Annotated in this window: 14 protein-coding genes; 7 read left to right on the forward strand and 7 right to left on the reverse strand. The window is 33.8% G+C overall.

Annotated features, from left to right (window positions below):
- Positions 1-78: 78 nt before the first annotated feature.
- The 5 genes from BUE22_RS08725 to BUE22_RS08745 all read left to right on the forward strand — a co-directional run bounded on the left by BUE22_RS08725 (position 79) and on the right by BUE22_RS08745 (position 6,976).
- On the forward strand, positions 79-600 hold the full coding sequence (locus tag BUE22_RS08725; protein WP_042563274.1) for a YceI family protein: 522 nt from the start codon (positions 79-81) through the stop codon (positions 598-600).
- Between the two features lie 106 nt (positions 601-706).
- Positions 707-1,306, forward strand: a complete 600-nt coding sequence (locus BUE22_RS08730) for a TetR/AcrR family transcriptional regulator (protein ID WP_073394606.1) — start codon at positions 707-709, stop codon at positions 1,304-1,306.
- 10 nt (positions 1,307-1,316) lie between these two features.
- Positions 1,317-2,651: a TolC family protein gene (locus tag BUE22_RS08735; protein ID WP_042563276.1), complete on the forward strand. Its 1,335-nt coding sequence runs from the start codon at positions 1,317-1,319 to the stop codon at positions 2,649-2,651.
- A 9-nt stretch (positions 2,652-2,660) separates the two neighbouring features.
- Positions 2,661-3,728: an efflux RND transporter periplasmic adaptor subunit gene (locus BUE22_RS08740; protein WP_042563277.1), complete on the forward strand. Its 1,068-nt coding sequence runs from the start codon at positions 2,661-2,663 to the stop codon at positions 3,726-3,728.
- Positions 3,729-3,799: 71 nt separating this feature from the next.
- Positions 3,800-6,976, forward strand: a complete 3,177-nt coding sequence (locus tag BUE22_RS08745) for an efflux RND transporter permease subunit (protein WP_073394607.1) — start codon at positions 3,800-3,802, stop codon at positions 6,974-6,976.
- A 172-nt stretch (positions 6,977-7,148) separates the two neighbouring features.
- Here the strand turns inward: BUE22_RS08745 and BUE22_RS08750 are convergent, their stop codons facing one another.
- The 7 genes from BUE22_RS08750 to BUE22_RS08780 form a co-directional block, all read right to left on the reverse strand.
- Positions 7,149-12,572 carry a T9SS type A sorting domain-containing protein gene (locus tag BUE22_RS08750; protein WP_073394608.1) on the reverse strand — a complete coding sequence of 1,808 codons (5,424 nt, stop codon included), beginning with the start codon at positions 12,570-12,572 and terminating at the stop codon, positions 7,149-7,151.
- A 129-nt stretch (positions 12,573-12,701) separates the two neighbouring features.
- Positions 12,702-13,139 carry a retropepsin-like aspartic protease gene (locus BUE22_RS08755; protein WP_073394609.1) on the reverse strand — a complete coding sequence of 146 codons (438 nt, stop codon included), beginning with the start codon at positions 13,137-13,139 and terminating at the stop codon, positions 12,702-12,704.
- Positions 13,091-15,757 carry a CHAT domain-containing protein gene (locus BUE22_RS08760; protein WP_073394610.1) on the reverse strand — a complete coding sequence of 889 codons (2,667 nt, stop codon included), beginning with the start codon at positions 15,755-15,757 and terminating at the stop codon, positions 13,091-13,093. Before BUE22_RS08760 ends, BUE22_RS08755 begins: the two co-directional genes overlap by 49 nt.
- A 141-nt stretch (positions 15,758-15,898) precedes the next feature.
- The gene (locus BUE22_RS08765; RefSeq protein WP_073394611.1) at positions 15,899-17,851 is read right to left on the reverse strand and encodes a PKD domain-containing protein; all 1,953 of its coding nucleotides are present in this window, start codon (positions 17,849-17,851) and stop codon (positions 15,899-15,901) included.
- 186 nt (positions 17,852-18,037) lie between these two features.
- Complete coding sequence (locus BUE22_RS08770) at positions 18,038-19,027, reverse strand: hypothetical protein (protein WP_073394612.1); 990 nt, start codon at positions 19,025-19,027, stop codon at positions 18,038-18,040.
- Positions 19,028-19,197: 170 nt separating this feature from the next.
- Positions 19,198-19,782 carry a hypothetical protein gene (locus BUE22_RS08775; protein ID WP_073394613.1) on the reverse strand — a complete coding sequence of 195 codons (585 nt, stop codon included), beginning with the start codon at positions 19,780-19,782 and terminating at the stop codon, positions 19,198-19,200.
- Between the two features lie 66 nt (positions 19,783-19,848).
- A complete protein-coding gene (locus BUE22_RS08780; RefSeq protein ID WP_073394614.1) occupies positions 19,849-20,148 on the reverse strand; it encodes a hypothetical protein in 300 nt (99 codons plus the stop codon).
- A 129-nt stretch (positions 20,149-20,277) separates the two neighbouring features.
- On the opposite strand from BUE22_RS08780, the gene BUE22_RS08785 reads away from it, so the two are divergent.
- Both BUE22_RS08785 and BUE22_RS08790 read left to right on the forward strand, forming a co-directional pair.
- Positions 20,278-20,862 (forward strand): RNA polymerase sigma factor, encoded by a 585-nt coding sequence (locus BUE22_RS08785; protein WP_042563286.1) that lies wholly within the window; start codon positions 20,278-20,280, stop codon positions 20,860-20,862.
- Positions 20,863-20,864: 2 nt separating this feature from the next.
- Complete coding sequence (locus BUE22_RS08790) at positions 20,865-21,584, forward strand: hypothetical protein (protein ID WP_073394615.1); 720 nt, start codon at positions 20,865-20,867, stop codon at positions 21,582-21,584.
- The last annotated feature ends 119 nt before the right edge of the window (positions 21,585-21,703 follow it).

Genomic DNA, 21,703 nt, shown 5'->3' on the forward strand with positions numbered 1-21,703 from the left:
CAAAATGGAAACTTACAACACTTGAAAAGTTTCCATGGCGGGTTTGAGTAAATTATAAACTCATTAAATCAGATAATTATGAAAACAACATGGACCATAAATTCTAGCCAATCAGATGTTTTAATTAAAATGAGACATTCTATACTTGCTTATTTAGGAGGAACTGAAAATAAATTCGATGGTTATGTAAATATTGAAGACAATGAAATTGAAGATGCTTCGGTTGAATTTTCGTTAGATATAAATAACAAGGCAGATAGTTTTCAGCAAATTGATACTCACTTGCAACTGAATGATTTGTTTAATGTAAACGAACATCCAATTATTAGTTTTAAATCGACTTCATTTCAAAAAGTAAATAATAATATCAATTTCTTTAAAGGTGATTTAACTATAAAAGACGTAACCAAAGTTGTAGAACTTGATGCAGAATTTATTGGAATCAATTCTTATAACGGAGAAAGAAAAGTTGCTTTTGAAATTAAAGGCGATATCAAACGTCAGGATTTTGGTCTGGATTATAATTCATACAATCATAATGGTGGATTGGCACTTGGAAAAGATATTAAGCTGATCGCTAATCTGGAATTTAGTATATAATTCTTATTTGATGAATAAGTTAATGTAAAATTATTACAAAATATTGGAAACTATTTTTTTTAAAAAAGTTTCCGAATTATATTTGTAAGGCAATTTGAAAATTAAGATGAAAGAAAAAATCATAGCAAAAGCAAGCGATTTATTTTTAAAGTTAGGCTTTAAAAGTGTTACGATGGATGATATTGCAGGTGAAATGTGTATTTCAAAAAAAACGATTTACAAATATTTTTGTAACAAAGAGGTTTTAATTGAAGAAAGTACCTCGATGGTTCACAGACAAGTACACGAAATAATTGATTCTATTGTGGCTAAAAATTACAATGCAATTATGGAAAATTTTGAGATCAGAGAAATGTTCAGAGACATGTTTAAAAATAATATGGATACTTCGCCTATTTATCAGTTAAAAAAACATTATCCCGAAATATATCAAAATGTATTGTCTCACGAAATAGAGCAATGTACACAGTATTTTAGAGAAAATATTAAAAAAGGAATTAGCGAGAAACTTTATCGCCCGGATATAAATATTGAGGTTTATGTGAAATTTTATTACACTTTAATTTTTCACATTAACGAAAATACAATTTCTGAAAGAGAGGCTCAGGAAATAGAATTAGAAGCTTTGGAATATCACACCAGAGCAATGGCAACACCAGATGGAATACTAGAATTAGAAAAACAACTTAAAAAAATTATTACTTAATCATCAATCTATGAAACGAATAATTCTTATATTTTTGTGTACAATTGGCTTGGCTGCCAACGCACAAGTCCAAACATTAACCTTAAGAGATGCTCTTACGTATGCGCTTCAAAACAAAGCGGATGCTAAAAAGGCTAAACTACAGGTTGAAAACAGTGAGTATCAAATTCAGGAAGTACGTTCACGAGCATTGCCTCAAATTTCTGCAAACGGAAATTTAACTTACAATCCCGTAATTCAGACGACAGTTATTGACGGAGCAGGATTTGGTGCGCCGGGAACTACAATTCAGGCTGCATTTGGTCAAAAATGGACGTCGACAGCAGGACTTTCTTTAACTCAGACAATCTTTGATCAATCTGTTTTTACAGGATTAAGAGCAGCAAAATCAACACGTGAGTTTTATCAAATAAACAATCAGTTAACAGAAGAGCAGGTTATTGAAAGAGTTGCAAATAACTATTATTCTGTTTATGTACAAAAAGAAAGATTGATTCTTTTAGACAGTAATTATGTAAACACAACAAAAGTTCGTGATATCGTAAAAGGGCAGTTTGATAATGGTTTAGCTAAAAAAATTGACTTAGACCGTATCGTTGTGAAAATGTCAAATATAGATACAGAGCGTCAGCAAATTAAAAATCAAATTACTTTACAGGAAAATGCTTTAAAGTTTTATATGGGAATGCCTATTGAGACTCAAATTGATATGCCAAAAGAAGAATTTGAAGTAGTTCCTGCAGCATTAACAGAACAGCCAACAGTTGAAAACAGAACAGAATATCTGCTTTTGAAAAAACAAGAAGAGCTTTTAGTATACAATAAAAAAGCTGTTGAAGCTGGATATTATCCTACGCTTTCATTAACGGCAGGTTACAATTACATTGGTCAGGGGCCTGAAATGCCTTGGTTTGCAAAACCAAAAGACGGAGTTTACTGGTCTGATTACTCAGCAATTGGATTAAACTTACATGTGCCAATTTTTACAGGTTTCGGAACTCGTGCTAAAGTAAGACAAGCCGATGTAGAAATCAGATCTTTACAAGAAGATATTAAAGACACAAAACTTTCTCTTGATTTAGACTATAGAAATGCAATGGCTGACATCGAGAATAACATTGTGACTATTCAGAATCAAAAAGAAAATATGCAATTGGCATCAGAGATTCTAAGCAATACAAAAAACAATTATCTTCAGGGACTGGCATCTTTAACAGATTTATTAGATGCAGAAAATGCATCACTTGAAGCTCAAAATAATTATACCAGAGCAGTTTTAAATTATAAAATTGCCGAAATAGCACTAATCAAATCAAAAGGCGAACTAAAAACTCTTATTAAATAACTAATTACAATGAAGAAAACTATTATAACAATCGTAATCATAATCGCAGCACTGGGTGTGATTGGATATGTCTTAAATAATAATAAGAAGGAGAACAAAGCAAAAACAGATATCGTAGCAGAGAAAAATGCTGCAGTTTCGGTTAAAGTTTCTCCTGTAAAAACAGAAGAAGTTTCTTTGGATTTCGTTGCAAATGGAAATTTTCAACCAATTCAGGAATTAACTTTCTCTGCTGAAAAATCCGGAAAAGTAATCAGCGTTTTAGCTAAAGAAGGTGATTATGTAAGAGTAGGTCAAACTTTATTGACAGTTAGAGGTGATGTAATTAATGTTAGTGCACAACAAGCGCAGGCAGTTTACCAAAATGCAAAATCTGATTATGAAAGATATGAAAATGCTTTTAAAACAGGTGGTGTTACAAAACAACAATTAGATCAGGCTAAGTTAGCTTTAACAAATGCACAGTCTAGCTTAACACAAGCAAACATTAATGTTGGAGACACAAAAGTTAAAGCGCCAATAAGCGGATTTATCAATAAAAAATATATTGAGCCGGGATCTATTTTAGCAGCAACGCCAGCAACAGCTTTATTTGATATCGTAAATGTTTCGAAATTAAAACTAGTTGTTACAGTAAACGAAAATCAGGTTGCCAGTTTAAAATTAGGAAACCAAATTAAAGTAACTGCAAGTGTTTATCCTGATAAAACTTTTTCTGGGAAAATTACTTTTATAGCTTCAAAAGCAGATGAGTCTTTGAACTTTCCTGTTGAAATTGAAATTACAAACAACTCAAATAACGACCTGAAAGCAGGTATGTACGGAACTGCAATTTTTGCATCAAACCAACAAAAACAAAATTTGATGGTTGTACCTAGAAATGCATTCGTAGGAAGTGTGAGCAGCAACGAGATTTTTGTAGTTGAAAATGGTATTGCAAAATTAAGAAAAGTAACTGCTGGAAGAATTTTAGGTGATAAAGTAGAAGTTATCAATGGATTATCTGACGGAGAAACTGTAATTACTACAGGTCAAATTAACTTACAAGACGGTAATACAGTAGAAATTATTAAATAATTTAAAGCGATAAGCTATAGGCCGTAAGCATTAAGCTTATTGCCTAAAGCCTACAGCCTAAAGCAAAAAATATGAAATTAGCCGAAATATCCATAAAACGTCCGTCGTTGGTAATTGTATTGTTTACAATTCTAACACTTGGTGGATTGTTCAGTTACAGCCAATTAGGTTATGAGCTGATCCCAAAATTTGAACAAAACGTTATTACAATTTCTACAATTTATCCGGGAGCTTCTCCAAGTGAGGTAGAAAACACAGTAACCAAGAAAATTGAAGATGCGATCGCATCCTTAGAGAATGTCAAAAAAATCGACTCAAAGTCATACGAAAGTTTATCTATTGTATCGATTACATTAACATCAAACGCAAAGGTCGATTTTTCTTTGAATGATGCACAGCGTAAAATCAATGCCATTATTAGTGATTTACCGGATGATGCAGAAACACCTTCGCTGACAAAATTCTCCCTAAGTGATTTACCAATTATGACACTTGGTGCTAATGGTAAAATGGACGAAGCTGAATTTTATGACTTAATTGACAAAAAAATTGCGCCTATTTTATCTCGTGTACAAGGTGTTGCCCAGGTAAATATTATTGGTGGTTCAGAGCGTGAAATTCAGGTAAATCTTGATGCTGTTAAAATGCAGGGTTACGGATTATCTGTTCCACAGGTTCAGCAAAATATTTTGACTTCGAATTTAGATTTCCCAACAGGAAATATCCAAACACGTAATCAAAAAATATTAATTCGTTTAGCTGGTAAATATAAAAGTGTTCAGGAATTAAGAAACCTGGTAGTTTCTTCTCAAAACGGAATTCAGGTTCGTTTAGGTGATATTGCCGATGTTCAGGATACTCAAAAAGTAGCAGAAAAAATATCACGTGTAGATCAAAAAAGTGCTATTGTTTTACAAATCGTAAAACAATCTGATGCAAATGCAGTAGCGGTAAGTGAGCAATTATTAAAAACAATTGCTATTCTTGAAAATGATTATAAAGCAAATCAATTAAAATTAGAAGTAGCAAAAGATAGTACAATCTTTACTCTTGAAGCTGCAGATTCTGTAGTTCACGATTTATTAATTGCAGTAGTTCTGGTAGCTTTTGTAATGTTGTTCTTTTTGCACAGTATTAGAAACTCATTGATCGTAATGGTTTCGATTCCGGCATCGTTGATCGCTACGTTTATTGGTATTTATTTAATGGGATATACATTAAACTTAATGAGTTTATTAGGATTATCTCTTGTTGTAGGTATTCTGGTCGATGACGCGATTGTGGTCCTCGAGAATATTTATCGACATATGGAAATGGGTAAAGGCAGAATTCGTGCATCTTACGACGGAACTGCAGAAATTGGTGGAACTGTAACTTCGATTACACTAGTAATTGTTGTGGTATTCTTGCCAATTGCAATGAGTTCTGGTTTGGTTTCTAATATTATTACACAATTTTGTGTTACCGTAATTATTTCAACTTTACTGTCACTTTTAGCTTCATTTACAATTATCCCTTGGTTATCATCTCGTTATGGTAAATTAGAGCATATTGAAGGAAAGAATTTATTTGGAAGAATTATTCTTGGTTTCGAAAGTTATTTAACTCGTTTTACAAACTGGGTTTCTGATTTATTAACTTGGTGTTTAGATCATTATATTAAAACCATTTTAGTTGTTCTTGTATTGTTCTTCGGATCAACAATTGGATTAATGGGTGGAGGTTTCATTGGAGGAGAATTCTTTGCATCTTCTGATAGTGGTGAGTTTTTAGTTCAAATCGAAATGCCGAAAGATGCTTCATTAGAACAAACCAACTTCATGACGCAAAAAGCAGAAGCTTATTTGAAATCTCAGGAATATGTTCACAGTCAGATTACAACTGTAGGGCAAACCAGTGAAGGTTTTGGTGCATCTCAGGCTACGGCTTACAAAGCAGAGATCGACGTAAAAATGATCGAGCAAAAAGATCGTACCGATGACGCCAACGTTTATGCTGCAAAAATTAAACGTAAGCTTGAAAAAGTATTAGTTGGGGCAAAAGTAAAAACGGTTCCTGTAGGTATCTTAGGAACTGCTGAGGATGCTACTTTAGGATTGATTGTAACAGGTCCATCTACAGAAAGCGCTATGGCATTTGCTAAATTAGCTGAAGCTGAATTACGTACAATTCCTGGAACAACAGAGATTAAATTAACTGTTGAAGACGGAAATCCAGAGGTAAATGTTAAAGTTGATCGTGATAAAATGGCAGCTTTAGGATTAACACTTCAAACGGTTGGTTTAACAATGCAAACTGCTTTTAGTGGAAATACAGACGGTAAATACAGAGCCGGAGAATATGAATATGATATCAACATTAGATATAATGCATTTGACAGAAAAAGTATTACTGACGTTAGTAATTTGATTTTCATCAATTCTGCAGGACAACAAATTAAGTTATCTCAATTTGCTGATATTACAGAAGGATCAGGACCTAGCCAGTTAGAGCGTAGAGACAAATCTGCTTCGGTAACTGTAAAAGGACAAAACGTTGGGGTTCCTTCAGGAACAATTGTAACACAATGGCAGGCAAAATTAGATAAGCTTAAAAAACCAACAGGTGTAAACTATATCTGGGGTGGTGACCAAGAGAACCAATCGGAAGGTTTTGGTACTTTAGGAATCGCTTTATTAGCCGCTATTATCTTGGTTTACCTTGTAATGGTGAGTTTGTATGACAGTTTTGCTCACCCGTTTGTAGTATTGTTTGCAATTCCGCTTTCGTTTATTGGTGCGATGTTGGCATTGGCTTTGACCAATAACTCATTAAATATCTTTACGATTTTGGGTATCATCATGTTGATTGGTCTGGTGTGTAAGAACGCGATTATGCTTGTCGATTATACCAACCAAAGAAGAGCAGCAGGTGAATCAATCAGAACGGCGTTAATTCAGGCGAATCACGCTCGTTTACGTCCGATCTTGATGACAACAATTGCGATGGTATTTGGTATGTTCCCAATTGCATTGGCATCTGGAGCAGGAGCTGAGTGGAAAAACGGATTGGCTTGGGTAATTATCGGAGGATTAATTTCTTCTTTATTCCTAACCTTGATTGTAGTTCCGGTTATTTATAACATCATGGAAAAAATCATTGCCAAAGTTAGCAAAGGAGAAAAAATCGATTATGAAGCAGAAATGGTTGCCGATTATGTGCACACTGAATTAAGCGAAGACGGTTTTAATCCTAAACATACGCATTAAGATTTAAAAATCTCAATCCCGAAGCCTCGGGAGAAATTCCAAATTCCAAAAAGGAAATTGAATTTTATACAAACAAAAAATCCCAAACTCTAATAAGGAGTTTGGGATTTTTGATTTATAAGAAGTTCCTAAATTGGATTTTGGAATTTCTTTTATTGGAATTTAACAACCTTTATTTCTTCACAATTTTGATTGTCTTCGTCTGTCCTTCCGCTTTTACTTTTAAGAAATAAACTCCGGAAGAAACATTAGATAAATCAATTTCAGAATGATCACTATTTACTTTATTACTTAAAATAAATTTTCCTGCAACAGAGAATATCTCAACCTCATCAATGTTAGAAGTATTATGAATACTTAAAGTATGCTGCACCGGATTTGGATAATAAGTGAAATCAGGTAAAGTAAAATCAGGCGTAGAAAGTGAACCATTTAATTTTGCCGTAACAGATAAACGCTTTGTACTTTCAATTCCGTTTATGGTTTGCGAAGCATAATAAATAGTTCCGTCAACCAATAAAGTTGTTAGTGGTAAAGTTGCTTCACTTGATTTATTTGTCTTTTTAGCAACGTTATTTGAATTACTGTACCATTTTATATTTTGACCTTCAACAACAAGATCAGCTAAAGTTTGTCCGGCTTTAAATTCGACTGTAACTTGGTTTTCGCCATTTATAAGAGGAGCCGGAGGATCAATTACTAAATTATAAATTAGAGAGCATCCATTTGCATCGCGAACAATCGCTGTGTAATTTCCCGGTACTAAATCGCTAAAAACGTTTTGTGATGAAAACTTATCTAAATTAGGTGAAAGTGAATACACGATTTCACCTGATCCTCCAATTGTATTAATTGTTAGGGTTTGATTTTCTATAATGAAATTGGCAACCAGTTGCAAAGGTGAATCTACTGTAATTGACAAAGTTTCAATACATCCATTACTGTCTTTTACGGTTAAAGTATAAACACCACCATATACATTAAAAGTAGGTGTAGACGAATATGCACCTCCATTTAATGAGTAAACATACGGCGCCTTACCGCCAGTTGCAATACAGGTTATTACTCCGTAATCTGTACAAGACGGTAAAGAAGTAATCGTTGCATTAAAATGTAATGGATTTATTGCAGTGATTATTGCGGTCGAAGTATATAAAGTATTTTTAGAATCCTTAACGCTAATATTGTACGCGCCAGGTTGTAAATTAGCAAAAACATTTGCAGTAGAATAATGAAGTCCGTTGTCTATAGAGTATTGATATCCTCCGGAACCCCCTCTTGCAGTTGCAGTTATTTTTCCCGTAGGCTTATCACAAGTTGGCTGATTTATAGTTGCTATTGCAGAAAGTGGTTCTGCCGCAAGAATCTTTACACCAGTAAATGATACGCCACATCCATTTGCATCTATAATTTTCAAAGTATAAACACCTACCGGTATATTAGTAAAGGTATTATTGGTTTGAGCCGGAGCTGTTACTCCGTTTTTGTCTGTTAGCGAATACGAATATGGTGCAGTTCCTCCCACAACGTAAGCGATTAAACTTTGATCAGTACCAATTTTTGTAGAAATGTTTATAGGTGATGGCTCTTTTACCTCAACCGTTAATGTATATTGACAACCATATTTATCGCTTACTATAATTGGATAAATCCCCGCACCTAAGTCGTAAAATTTATTTACTCCACCGTGTATCTGACCATTTATTGTATAACTGTAAGGGGCATATCCTCCCGTTGATATTAATTCAATAGCCCCATCTTGGTTACCTTGACAACTTACATTAGTAACAACGGCAGTGGCACTAACAACAGATGATATATTTTTTATAGTAACTACATCATTAACTATATTAAGATCAGCATCTCGAACTGTTACTGGATAAGTATAAGCAGGCAAGCCAACAAAAAGATTTGATGACGAATAAGTGTCGCCATTATTTAGTGAATATTGATAAGGCGGTACACCTCCTGTGGCTGTTATTACTACTCTTCCAATATTATACTCGCTACAAGCAATATCAGTTCCAACTGCAACTATAGCTAATGCTGTTGATGCAGGTTCAATTTTTAATCCTGATATATTAAAAGTGCAGCCATTAGAATCATAAGCTATTGCAGTATAAGTTCCGGCAGCTAATGCCGTAAATTTCCCATTCTGTATAGGTCCTAATTTAATTCCTGTAGCATCATTTTCAAGGTAGTAGGCATAATTTGTACTTCCGCCGGTAGACGTAATAAAGATACTCTGTTTATTGACAACTGCAGTGGCAGACAAAACAGGTGGTGCTGAAAATGTAATTGGTGAAGACACAGCTAAACATCCACTCCCATCTTTTACAGTAATTGTATAAGTACCAGCTTTAAGACTAGTAAAATATCTGCTGGACTGAAAATTGTTTCCGTCAATAGAATACTGGTATAAATTTGAGCCGCCTGTTGCTGTACAATAGATTAAACCACTATCATCTCCATTACAATTGATAGGAGTTAAAATTTGGGCTGAAACTTTTAAAGAGGTAGTCTGAGCAATATCTACAGTAAGATCGATAACAGTATTTAGTGCATCTTTAGCTTTTAAAGAATAAGTTCCGGAAGCTAAATTAGTAAATATGCTGGATAGAGAATAACTTACTCCATTATCTACTGAATATTGATAAGGCGCAATACCTCCCGCTGCATTAAAAGTTACTGTTCCAGGACCGCTACAAGTTACATTAGTTGGAACAGCCGTAACATTCAGTGGTGTTGATGCTATAACATTTATATTAGATACTGATGTACTGCAAGCATTAGCATCTATAATCTTTAATTTATAAAGACCAATTGGTAAATTTGTAAAACTATTATTGCTTTGCGCCGGAGCTGCTATTGTGCCATTTTCGTTTTCCAAGGTATAAGAATATGGAGCCGTTCCCCCGGTTACATTAGCAACAATTCCCTGATTAGCGCTAGGTTTAGCAGTAGCGGCTAAAATTTCAGGTTCTGTTACTTCGACCGTTAGTTTACTTTCACAAATATTATTATCTCGTACACTTATAGTATAAGTACCGGCCGCTAAATTGTTAAATGTAGGCTTATCATAGTAATAAGTTCCTCCGTTTAACGAAAATTGGTAAGGACCAGCGCCGCCATTAGCAATGACTCTAATCGAACCGTTACTATTTCCTTTACAACTTACATTAGTTACAACAGCGTCAATTGAAGGAGCGTATGCTTGTTTTATTCTAGCTGTATGCGTGGTCGTATTAAGTTCAGCATCACGAACTTTTACAGTATAAATATTTGGGTAAAGATTAGTAAAAACATTTGATGAACGATAATTCAGACCATTATCTATAGAATATTCATAAGGTTGTTTACCTCCCATGGCATCTACAGTTATTCTTCCGTTGAATGTACATCCTCCCTGACTTACAACCGAAACAGCAGATAATGCATTTGATGACGGAGCTTTTATATTTATTCCTGGTATATCATATTCACAACCATTAGAATCAAGAACTTTTACAGTATAAATTCCAACAGGCAGCTTAGTAAATGTACCAGTTTCTTCGGGTCCGGATTCAATTCCTGTTGTAGTATTTTCAAGATAAAATGTATATAAAGTAGTTCCGCCAGTTGGAGTAACGACTATATTCTGATCATTAATAATTTCTGCAGTAGCAGATAAACGAGGTCGCTCTGTAACCGAAATCGAAGTCACTGCCAAACATTCATTTGCATCTTTTACCATAACATTATACCCTCGTGCTCCCAGATTTAAAAAAGATCTTGATGATTGAAATGTCGTACCGTCAATAGAGTATGTATAAGGCTGTAAACCGCCAGTTGCTGTAACAGTAATAAAACCTGTTTTATCTCCATTACAAGCTATAGAAGCAGCCTCTGTTTTGGCCGAAACGGTCAGTAAAGTTGTCTGAGTAACGGCTGCAGTAGTAGTGATAATAGTATTTTCTGCATCTTTAACTTTAATGGTATAACTGCTAATAGCCAAATTATTAAACACATTTGACAAAGAATAGTTAGCCCCATTATTTATTGAATATTGATACGGAGCAACTCCTCCAGTCGCGGTAATACTAATTGAACCTTTTGTACTGGTGCATGTTATATTACCAACAGTTACATTGGCAGCAAGTGTTGATACTGGCGCAATAGTAACATTTTTTGATAAAAAACATCCACGAAAGTCTACAACTTCGATCTGATAGGATCCTACCGGAAGACCGGAAAAAACATTAGAAACTTGCTGCGGTCTGATAACATTTCCAATATCATCCTTAAGAGAATAAATATAAGAATTACTTCCTCCCGAAGCAGTAACAGTAATTGATCCGTCATTATTAACGCCTGATTTTACAATATTTTCAGTAATTGAAAGAGGCTCCGGCTGAGACATTGTGAAAGAAGATGTGGCTAAACAACCCGTGGCATCTTTTACAGTTATACTATACGCTGAAGCAGATAAATTCTCGATAATGTTGCTGGTTTTAAAAGGACCATTATTTATAGAATAAGAATAAGGAGCTACGCCACCAGCTGCTCTTATTTCTGTTGCTCCATCACTAGATCCGTTACAACTTACTGTTGTATTATACGTTGTAATTACAATAGGTGAAATAGGCTGTATTGTAATTGAAGACACACTTGAAATCGTATTTTCAGCATCTTTTACAGTTACAGTATACGTACCAGCAACTAAATCATTGTAAATATTACTTGTTTGATAAGGTCCTCCATTTAAAGAGTAGGTATAAGGAGTTTGTCCTCCCACACCATTAACCATGATTGAAGCAGTACCAGTACTTAGACAATCCAATTGTTTCGTTATAGTAGCAGTCGAACTTAAAGGAGGTTGTATAGTAGCCGGTACAACTACTCTGCATGCCGGTGCATCTATTACTATAATATTATAGTTTCCTGGACTTACATTAGTAAAAACATTACTGGATTTATAATAATCACCGTCTATAGAATATTGATAAGGCGGTGTTCCTCCGGCAGCGGTGACCGTAATAGTATTTTTATTTACAACTGCATTAGCGGTAATAACAGCCGGTTCTGTTATTTTGTAAGTTAGCGTTGCCATACAGCCCGTAACATTGTCAATTACTTGAATATCCTTAGTTCCCGGCAGCAGACCCAAAAAAACATTATTACTGCCAAATTCACTCCCATTCATAGAATATTTGTAGGAACCACTTCCGCCCGAAGGTTTAAGAGTTAAATCTGCAGTACGGCCATTGCACGCAATTGGCTTGAGCGATGGAGATACATAGAAGTCCGGATGTATAATAAGATTAAAATAATTAGTGGTAATATTTCCATTATTGTTAATTCTCGCATAAATTGTTGTCGAAGAAGATGTAACAACATAGTAAGTAGGATCAAACACTGGATTTACATTATTAGTTGCACTTGCAAGACTTAGGTGATAGCTAACTGTAGTCTCTGCCGGATTTAAATTTCCAATCAAAAGAGATTCTCGTTCTTTTAAATTAAAAGCAGTTTTTCCTGAGCAATGCTCAATATTGCTAACCTGAGCATAAAAAATAGTGGTAAATAGTAAAAGAAAAAAAAGTAGAGTTCTTTTCATACGTATAGGTTTGTTAATTTGTTTTTAACAAATATATACAAAAAACATACAAAAGAATCCAATAAATAAAATTCCAAATCCTAACGGAACTTTTCCAAAATTGGAATTTGGAATTTAAAAAAATGAATTTTATTTCAAATACAAATAATGATTAAAATAATCGATAATCGCCTTGCCTTCAAGTAGAACATCAGCACCAATAATGCCGTGAACAGCCTTTGCTTTATAAGCTTCCAGAGCTTCATTGACATGCGATAGATCAAAAATTACCAAACCAAAATTGGTGTTTTTCCAGCTTCCGATTTGTAAATTATTATGGGCAGAAACTTCCGTTTTCATTCCTGTTCCGCCGGCCCCTGAAGCTTTTGTTTTTGATTTTTTTGATGAAATTTCAAAACGTTCCATACTTTCAAAACCAATGCAGGTGTTCGAAGCTCCGGTATCTAAAATAAAATTTCCTGAGACACCATTTATTTTGGCTTTTATTAGAAGATGCTGCGTTTTAGTAACTTTGAATTTTATTTTTTTGTATTTCTCTTTTTTGAGAACCGCGTGAAGATTTTCCATTTTTGGTAATGATTGAAAATCAAAAATAAGCCAATTACCGTCAATAAACTAATGATGTAAAAGATATAATTGCCTGATTTTTCTTCTGCAGAAATAGAACCATAATACACAAAAGAACTCCAATAATAAGGCGATTTCTTCGCATTCGGAATCGATTTATCGTTTAAAAAATCACGTTTTGCATTGGCATTAGCTTCAAAATAAGAAACATCTTTTTTAATATTTTTATAAAAATCTGCCATAAAAACCGACGTTGTATAATCGTTGACTTTCCATAACGAAAACAATAAATTCTGCGCGCCCGCAAACTGAAAACCTCTTGCAACGCTCATTGCGCCTTCGGCTTTATAGAGTTTTCCTATTCCCGTTTCGCAGGCACTTAAAACCACTAAATCCGGATTTATATTGAGATTATACAACTCAGAATACAATATTTCCTGATCATAAAATTTAATGCTGGCCGGAGTTTCAATATCGCCCGAAGAAGCGTGTGTACTTAAGTGCAAAATCGAATATTGGTTTGCGTTTTTTTTAAAATTAGAAAAATTAGCGGTTGAATTCTCTAAATATTTTCCTTTGAAATTCGATTGTATAGATTCTAATTCTTTCTTAGAATAACTCAATTCATAAGCCGTCTTTTCAAAAATTGGAAAAATCCCTAAAACCGTTTTTTCTGAGTTTGAAATGGGTTTTGAATTCAAATAAAAACTCGCCGAAGTATTATAACCAATCTTAAAATCATTTAATAAATAATGCATTTTGGCAAAATTTGTTGTTTTTGATTCTGTGGTGATCAAAGCTTCAAAAGGAAGAAAATTCAAAATTCCGTCAGGAACAATGATGAGGTTTTTATAGATGACATTTGAAGGTAATTTCAACAAATCATAAACTCTTTTTCCATAATAATTATATCCCGAAATATCATTTGTAATCGCGCCTGCAGAACTGAAATAATCAATAAATTTTACAATTTCAATCATAGATCTGTGTGCGGTATAAATATGTCTAAAATTGATTCTGTTGTTTTGTAAAGTGAAATAAAACAAATTTTCATTTCCGATAAAATAATAAACCAAAACGGCTTTGTCTTTCTCCAATTTTGAAAACAATCCTTTTAAATCAATATTTTCAGGAATATAATCCGGGTTTTCAGATTGAATATTTTTCAGCAAAAGCATCAATTCATTTTGCTTTTTTATAAGCTGATTTATTTTTGAAATATTGGCTAAATCGCCTTTTTGCTGTTCTTTTATAATAGTGTTATTGACATTCTGAAATTGCTGTATAATTTGTTTTTCTTTTGCGGAAGCGTCTTTAATATTTGAACGATAACCTTTTAAAATTCCGGATTTTGTTTTTTCGGCCAATTGAAAAGCGTCGTTTAAATATTGTATTTTACTGTCTTCCTGATACAATCGATCATAAATCAAAAGACATTTCTCGGTACGATTGCGCGCTCTGATTTGAGTTATAATTTTAGAATTTTCATAAATTAATCCATTCATCAAAAGATCTTCGATATAAAAAGAAAGTTTAAAGGCGTCAAGAGCCTTTTTTGGATGATTTTGTTTGAATAAAATTTCTGCTTGTAAATCTAAAACATCAATTAAAACCGTTTCAGCATACAATTGATTTTGATTGGGAAAAATGTTTTTTGAAGAATAGTTGGGAATTAGAATTTTAAAAACTGCAGAAATCTGTTTCTCACTTTCATCATATTTTTGCTCATCAAAAAGCAATAAAGCTTTTTCATAATAGAGTTTTGCTACTTTTCGGGGCTGTTGGTTTTGAGTTTGAAAAAACAGCTTTTCAGCTTTTGCTAAATACGAATCGGCGACTTCAAATTGTTGTCTTTGCCTATTAAGAGTTGCCAGATTTCGATAAGAATTAGATAAAGTTTCTGATTGCTCTTTTTCATTTTTCAGATAATGAACCGCCAACTCAAAAGTATTTTCAGCTTTTCGATAAATTTCCGGATGCATTAAATTTCCGGCCGAACTCAATATATAATTATTCCCAAGATTATTCAGTAAAATTCCTTTTTGAACATTCGATAATTGCTCAGTTTTCAAAGTACTCTCTAATAATTCGATCGCCAAAGAAATCTTTCCGGAGCTCTGATAAACATTCGATAAATTTAAAATCGCCGCAAATTTTTGTTTCTCCGCGTCAGGATAATTTTTCGAAGTATTGATGATAAAAAAATATTGCTTTATCGTATTTTCTGCACTATCATAATCGCCCAGAACCGTATATAAATTGCCCAAAGGTTTGAGGCAAAATTCTATAATATCGTAATTAGAAAGTTTGTTTTTCTGATAAATTTGCCAGGCTTTTTCGTAACTCGAAATCGCCTTTTCGGTTTGACCGAATTGATTTTCATAATACGCTTTGTTGCAGTTTAAAACCACAATTGCCAGTAATTCATCTTTGGTTTTAGGTTTAGGATTTCTCCAAAACTCAGTTTCAGTATTAGTTAAATTTTGTAACGCTTTCGCGGAAGGATTTGCAACAAAAACATCAATTGAATTGTATATTTTATCTTCTTGGGAAACAGTTTTCTGCCCAAATAAAATTAGAGTTGAGAACATAAAAATATAGCAATACAGTTTTGTCATTTGTTTAAAATTTTTCGCCACGAATTCACGAATTATTCTTCTTCTTTTTAATGAAGAAAATTCGTGAATTCGTGGCTATTTATTTAATAATCTCCGCGCATCTCTGCGAAAAACCTTTGTGAATCTCTGAGGAATAACTTCCTAAAACTTCCAAATTCCATAAAGCTGAAAATAATTAAAACCTTGCTCAAAGTTGATGACGTAACGCGCACCAAAACTCGGTCCGATTCTGGCAAAACCAGCTGTTAAATCAAATAATAATCCAGTTTTAAAATCAGCAAAGGAGTTTTTTACCGTATTGGATGTTGTCGTTGTACTGATTAAAAAGTTTTCTTTATCGCCTTCGTAAGTTTCGATTTTTATGTTTTGATTTTGTTCTTCAGAGACATTTATATTGGCCTGAATTCCCGCACCAATTCCGATATAATTATTGATGTTGTACCGAATTAAAACAGGAACTTCCCAATTCACATTCTTGTTTTCTGCTGTGGTGGTTGTGCGCACCAATTGTCTCACTCCGTTTGCGTTTGTGTTTATCTGATCGACGACATTAATAGCATTATCGTATTTGTTTAAAGCATTGAGCCATTCAGCCTGCCAATAAAAACGATACGATTTAAAAGGAGAAATCGTTGCGCCCACAAAATAACTCGTCGATTTTTCCAGATCAGGATAGAGATTATAACCTGCTTTTGCGCCAACCGAAATCCCAGGTAAAAACCGGGTAGTGGCGTAATTGGTAATTATAGGTTCATTTTTGTCGAAAATAATAGCCGTTCTGCTTCGGGTTTTTACTTTGTGAAAGTCTTCCGCAAACTTCATCGAATATTTTACAAAACCTTTTGTAGAATCTTTTTCATGTACATTTTTCTGTTCGCTTCCGGGTAAATAAATGTTTTTGAAAGTAAAGAAAATCTGTTTTTGTTTGATAATTGTATCAAGGCAACTAACAGTTGGAACCTCATCTTTTGGACAAATCGGACACTTTGGATACATGTCTTCGATCTGAAAAGTCTTTTTATCGAACATATCCGGAATATCAGTTTCTAAGCGAATCATTCTCGCCGGACCTTCGCCGTTGTTTTGAAAACGGGTTTTAAAGTTCACTCTTTTAAAACGAACCAATCTGTAATTCATAAAACTTCCGTTTGAGCCCATTTTGTTTGGATCGTGAGAAGTTACGATTTCCATTTCCAGATTCTTTATTTTATGGTTTTTATAACTTCGATTCGGAACAAAAATTCCACGCATTGTAACTGTTGCGCTCGTATCTTTAATCATTTCCGGAGTCGTTTTAAAAGTATAAAAAACATTGTGCGTTTCACCGGGATTTTGATCATCAAATTCTAAAACCGAAACATTGTTATACGTTTTATTCGCGTCTAATAATGAAGCGTCAAGATCTTCTTCAGAAGTTGTATTTCGGTATTTTTTAAGATTCTGAATGTTTTCGGCGCAAGCCAGATAATTTTTAGAATCATCAAGATCGTCGACAGAAGCGATGGTGTTTTCTTTTACTTCGCGTTCGTTTGCATAAGTTCTAAAATCGACCAATTCAAAATTATTGTTCTTGAATTGTTTCTCATTATAAAACAAATATAGCTTTCCGCCCGATACATAATTCTCCAGGTTTTGATAACCAACCACAACTACCATTTCCTGTTCTGGAATTGGGTCGCAGTTTTTGATAATGGCAAATCCGTTTTGGTCTGCGATAGATGCAATGTCTTTATAATTGGTATCTGTAATGTCGTTTACAGCCACTTTTTTAGGTCGTGTTGCCGGAGGTTTTCCGTTGTCGTAATTGTTGGTTACGGCAAGTCTTGTGGTGTATGTTCCTTTATTTTTATAGACATGTTTAGGTTCGGCTTCTTTACTATAATGACCGTCGCCAAGTTCCCATAAATAAGAATAACTTGGTTTTGGTGCGCCCGCAATAGGAATCAATGGCGGTGTTTCGGGTTTATAAGTAACGGCGTTTCCGTTTTGGATAAAACCAATATTGGCTCTTCGGGTTATGGTGTCTTTTACTTTGGTTTGCGAGAAAGAGATTATAGAAAAAAGAATAAAGAGAATAGATGATAGTGGTTTCATAACTAGGTAATTTTTTAGCCCTGATAGTAGTGGAAATCCTTTTTCTGGCTTCTTTAGTCAGGAAAAGATTGAAACGAATAGCAGGATTAGCTTCTGAAAATCATCAGAGTTAATTTTAAAACTGGATTAAATGTAAAAAAAAGTGATGAGCAAATCACCACTTTTTCTTAAAAAGTATTTTCTAACTTACTGAATAGCATTGATTGCGGCTACCAATTGCGCTTCGGTACCAACGGTTGTTTCGGAAAGTGTGAAAGTATAAATGTCGTTTGCGGCAACGGTTACCGCTTTAATTGCATATCGCCATTGACCATTATCTTCGGTTACAAAAATCACGTGACAAGCCAAACCAATCGGAATTTGTCCGTAATGTTCGCTAAACAATCCTTGTGGAGTATAAGTATCCAATTTTGCAAGTGCATTTGTTCCTTCACCATCATAAGAAAGATAAACAGCACTATTTTCGTTGTCGTAACCTTCTGGAACATCAACAAGGAGTGTTGTTTTAGGTCTCGGATCGCTATAAAAACGGTCTACATTTGTCCATCCAAAATTACCAAATGTTACATAATAATTTGCACCTTCGCCTTGCACGCCTCCTTTTCCTCCGCCATTTCCGTCAGCGTTTGGTTTGTTTTCTCTCCAGGCCAATTCTCCGTTGTCGTCAATTGCACCGTTCCATAATGTCATTGCATTATCAAGTCCGTCAGTTAAAGCAGTCGGAACAATCAAATTCATTGAGCAAGATGTTTGTAGTTCAACTCCGCCCTGTGTAGCTTTGATAAAGAATTCTCCACCGGAAATTAATAAGTTTTTCTTTCCGTCGGCTGTAACTCCCATTGTTGGTTTATTGGTTACCAGCATATTTCCTTTGTCAAAAAGTTCGATATATTCAATTTCAATAGTTCCGGTTACCGCATTTCCGTTTTTGGTTAAACAGTCTCCGTTAATGTTTAATTTAACTCCTTTTGCAGAAGTTAGTGTAATCAAGCCATTTCCGGCAGTTGCAGTAAAATTTTGTGTATTTCTTTTAACCCCTTTTTCGCTAATACTTTTAAAAGCTCCAGAAGTTGGCGGAAGAACAATATTATCTTCGCCGTCGCTGTTATTGTCGCAACTTACAAATGAAAATAGTGCTAAGCATAAAAGTCCTAATTTTTTAAAATTTGTGTTCATGATTTCTAATTTTTATAAATCTGCCCTGATTATTTCAAGTGGTTTCAGATTCTGGTTAATTATAGTTTTTATATTCTTATATCAATTAAGGTTTGATATTGTTACCCTTATTTTTAAAATTTATTTTCTGTAGATATATCAATTGAGAGTTTAAATTGTTACCCTAAATTTTAATTTACTTTAAAACCCAATGCAATATAGGGTTGTGCAAAATCGGGAGCAGGACCTCCGGCACCATAAAAGTTGGAACTTAAAAAGACTGCATTTCCTTGAGTAACAGGATAGGGAACGGGTGTATTATTTGATTTTCTCAATAAGCGCCCTACGGTTTGGTTAAGCGCGGTATATCCTGGCAGAATGGTTCTTTTAACGGTAATAATATCGCCGGAGTTTACTAATACAGGTGTTATTGACTGGTAATCTAAAGTAGTTTGCGAAAAAGTATGTACTCCGCTATAACTTGTATTGGCCGTTGTATTGATGACCTCCATAGTGTAACCGCCGGTGTAAGTGGATGGATTTTGATATCCTACGCTGCAAATTTCTCCATTGGCGTTAATCTGGATCGTATATTCATGCGTTTCCAAATCCATTGTTGTAAGGTCGTTATAGCCATTTGCAGCTGTAAAAGCATTTGTAATTAATGTAGAAACATAAGTTGTATCACATACATTATTTGTTGGGTTGTTGTCGTTATCACAGCTGCTTATTAAAGTTGCCGCAAAACAAAATATCAAAGTTTTAATTGTTTTCATGATTTCTAATTTTATGTTTAGTAATAGATGTTTTTTGATGAAAAATTGTTACCCTAAATTTTTGATTTATTTCGAAAGACATTTTTCTTCAAATAAATTTCCGTCTTCATCAAGTGCGATGAGTATGTCTTTCTTCCGCGAAAGCGAAACGATTAAATAGATCCAGATGATAGTCCAAAACCCGAATGTGATAACGGTAAGGAAGAAATGAAACGGATGATTGATTTCTTTTTTTTCTTTGGATAAAACGGCATAAGGCAATTTTTCGTTATGCTCGATAATCACAAAACCGTTTCTGATTTTAGAAGAAAGGGTTTTATGAAATTGATCCAGATTTTTTTGATTTATTAATTGGTAACTTTCCATTTCTTTTAATTTTTAATTGTTTTAAAAGAGTTTTATATTGCTATATCAACTTGATTTTATAATTGTTACCCCATTATTGAGAATTTATTTTGAGATTATTTTTACATTAGCTATTTAAAAGTTGTTTTTATGGGCAAAATCAAAATTCATCCCGATCAAAAATATATCGAAGGACTTGCGGCTAATAACTCGGCAATCATTCAGGAGATTTATAAAAAGTTCGTTCCCAAGGTTGTCTTTTATATAAAGAACAATTCCGGAGATCAGGATCATGCTCAGGATGTGGTTCAGGAAATCATGATTTTGCTTTTTAATCAGGCAAAAAACAAAACGCTGGAACTCACTTGTCCTTTTGATGCTTACTTTTTCTTGTTATGCAAAAGAAAATGGCTCAACGAATTGAAAAAAACATCTAATAAAGGGGTAACAATTCATGAAGATGTGGGATCTATAAATGAATGCGGAGTGGAATTGGTAGAACAAACCGAACAATTTAATGAAAAACAACAGCTTTTTGACGCTATGTTTCTAAAATTGGGAGACAAATGTCAGGAATTATTAAAGTTGAGTTTTACTATTAAGTCGATGGAAGAAGTCGCCGAAAAACTCAATGTAACATACGGTTATGTTCGCAAGAAAAAATCGTTGTGCATTGGCCAGTTAACACAATGGATTCAGGAAAACAACAACTTTAAATCGCTAAAAAATAATTAGTCATGAACGAAGAACGTTACATAACATTCGATCAATATCTTCAGGATGAAATGACTGTTGAAGAGAAAAATAGTTTTGAAAAACAATTGGCAGAAGATCCCGAATTTGCCGCCGAATTTGAAACTTTTAAGAACGTACATCTTCAGCTGGAAACTAAATTTGGATATGAACAGGAAAGAGAAGCTTTCAAAGAAAATCTAATAAAAGTTTCAGATAAACATTTCAATAAACCAAAAGTAATTGCACTAAAACCTTGGTATTATGGTGCTGCGGCAGCTGCCGTAATTTTGATGGGATTATTTTTTTATAATTATAGTCAAAAACCGTCTTTTGAAGATTTTAATCATCCGGAATCGGCTTATTTTACAGAAAGAGGCAATGTTGAGGCAACGCTAAAACAAGCAGAAACAGCATTTAATTCAAAGGAATATAAAAAAGCAATTCCGCTTTTTGAATCTATTTTGAAAGAAAATCATACACCGGAAATTCAATATTTTTACGGAGTATCATTATTACAAGACAATCAAATCATAAAAGCCCAAAATGTTTTTAATCAACTAAAATCAGGAACTTCGGTCTATAAAGATAAAGCAACGTGGAATTTGGCTTTAGTTAAATTAAAACAAAAAAACTACAACGCTTGTAGAGAAATCCTGCTTACAATTCCTGAGGATTATGAAGATTATGTAGAAGTTCAGATTTTGTTGAGAGAATTGGAATAAATTATAAACTTTTGTCTCTTTACGTAAACCCGTAATCGAATTTAGATTTTAATATCTAAATTCGATTTTTTTTATTAAGAATTTACCACGAAACCTTTATAATTTTAATCCAAATTAAC

This window comes from Flavobacterium pectinovorum (assembly GCF_900142715.1).
GTDB lineage: Bacteria > Bacteroidota > Bacteroidia > Flavobacteriales > Flavobacteriaceae > Flavobacterium > Flavobacterium pectinovorum.

Excerpts from the sequence above, each read along its gene's own strand:
- BUE22_RS08750 (WP_073394608.1), bottom strand. The coding sequence starts at position 12,572 with ATGAAAAGAACTCTACTTTTTTTTCTTTTACTATTTACCACTATTTTT.
- BUE22_RS08730 (WP_073394606.1), top strand. The coding sequence starts at position 707 with ATGAAAGAAAAAATCATAGCAAAAGCAAGCGATTTATTTTTAAAGTTA.
- BUE22_RS08745 (WP_073394607.1), top strand. The coding sequence starts at position 3,800 with ATGAAATTAGCCGAAATATCCATAAAACGTCCGTCGTTGGTAATTGTA.
- BUE22_RS08770 (WP_073394612.1), bottom strand. The coding sequence starts at position 19,027 with ATGAACACAAATTTTAAAAAATTAGGACTTTTATGCTTAGCACTATTT.
- BUE22_RS08785 (WP_042563286.1), top strand. The coding sequence starts at position 20,278 with ATGGGCAAAATCAAAATTCATCCCGATCAAAAATATATCGAAGGACTT.
- BUE22_RS08790 (WP_073394615.1), top strand. The coding sequence starts at position 20,865 with ATGAACGAAGAACGTTACATAACATTCGATCAATATCTTCAGGATGAA.
- BUE22_RS08780 (WP_073394614.1), bottom strand. The coding sequence starts at position 20,148 with ATGGAAAGTTACCAATTAATAAATCAAAAAAATCTGGATCAATTTCAT.
- BUE22_RS08735 (WP_042563276.1), top strand. The coding sequence starts at position 1,317 with ATGAAACGAATAATTCTTATATTTTTGTGTACAATTGGCTTGGCTGCC.
- BUE22_RS08760 (WP_073394610.1), bottom strand. The coding sequence starts at position 15,757 with ATGACAAAACTGTATTGCTATATTTTTATGTTCTCAACTCTAATTTTA.
- BUE22_RS08740 (WP_042563277.1), top strand. The coding sequence starts at position 2,661 with ATGAAGAAAACTATTATAACAATCGTAATCATAATCGCAGCACTGGGT.
- BUE22_RS08775 (WP_073394613.1), bottom strand. The coding sequence starts at position 19,782 with ATGAAAACAATTAAAACTTTGATATTTTGTTTTGCGGCAACTTTAATA.
- BUE22_RS08765 (WP_073394611.1), bottom strand. The coding sequence starts at position 17,851 with ATGAAACCACTATCATCTATTCTCTTTATTCTTTTTTCTATAATCTCT.
- BUE22_RS08755 (WP_073394609.1), bottom strand. The coding sequence starts at position 13,139 with ATGGAAAATCTTCACGCGGTTCTCAAAAAAGAGAAATACAAAAAAATA.
- BUE22_RS08725 (WP_042563274.1), top strand. The coding sequence starts at position 79 with ATGAAAACAACATGGACCATAAATTCTAGCCAATCAGATGTTTTAATT.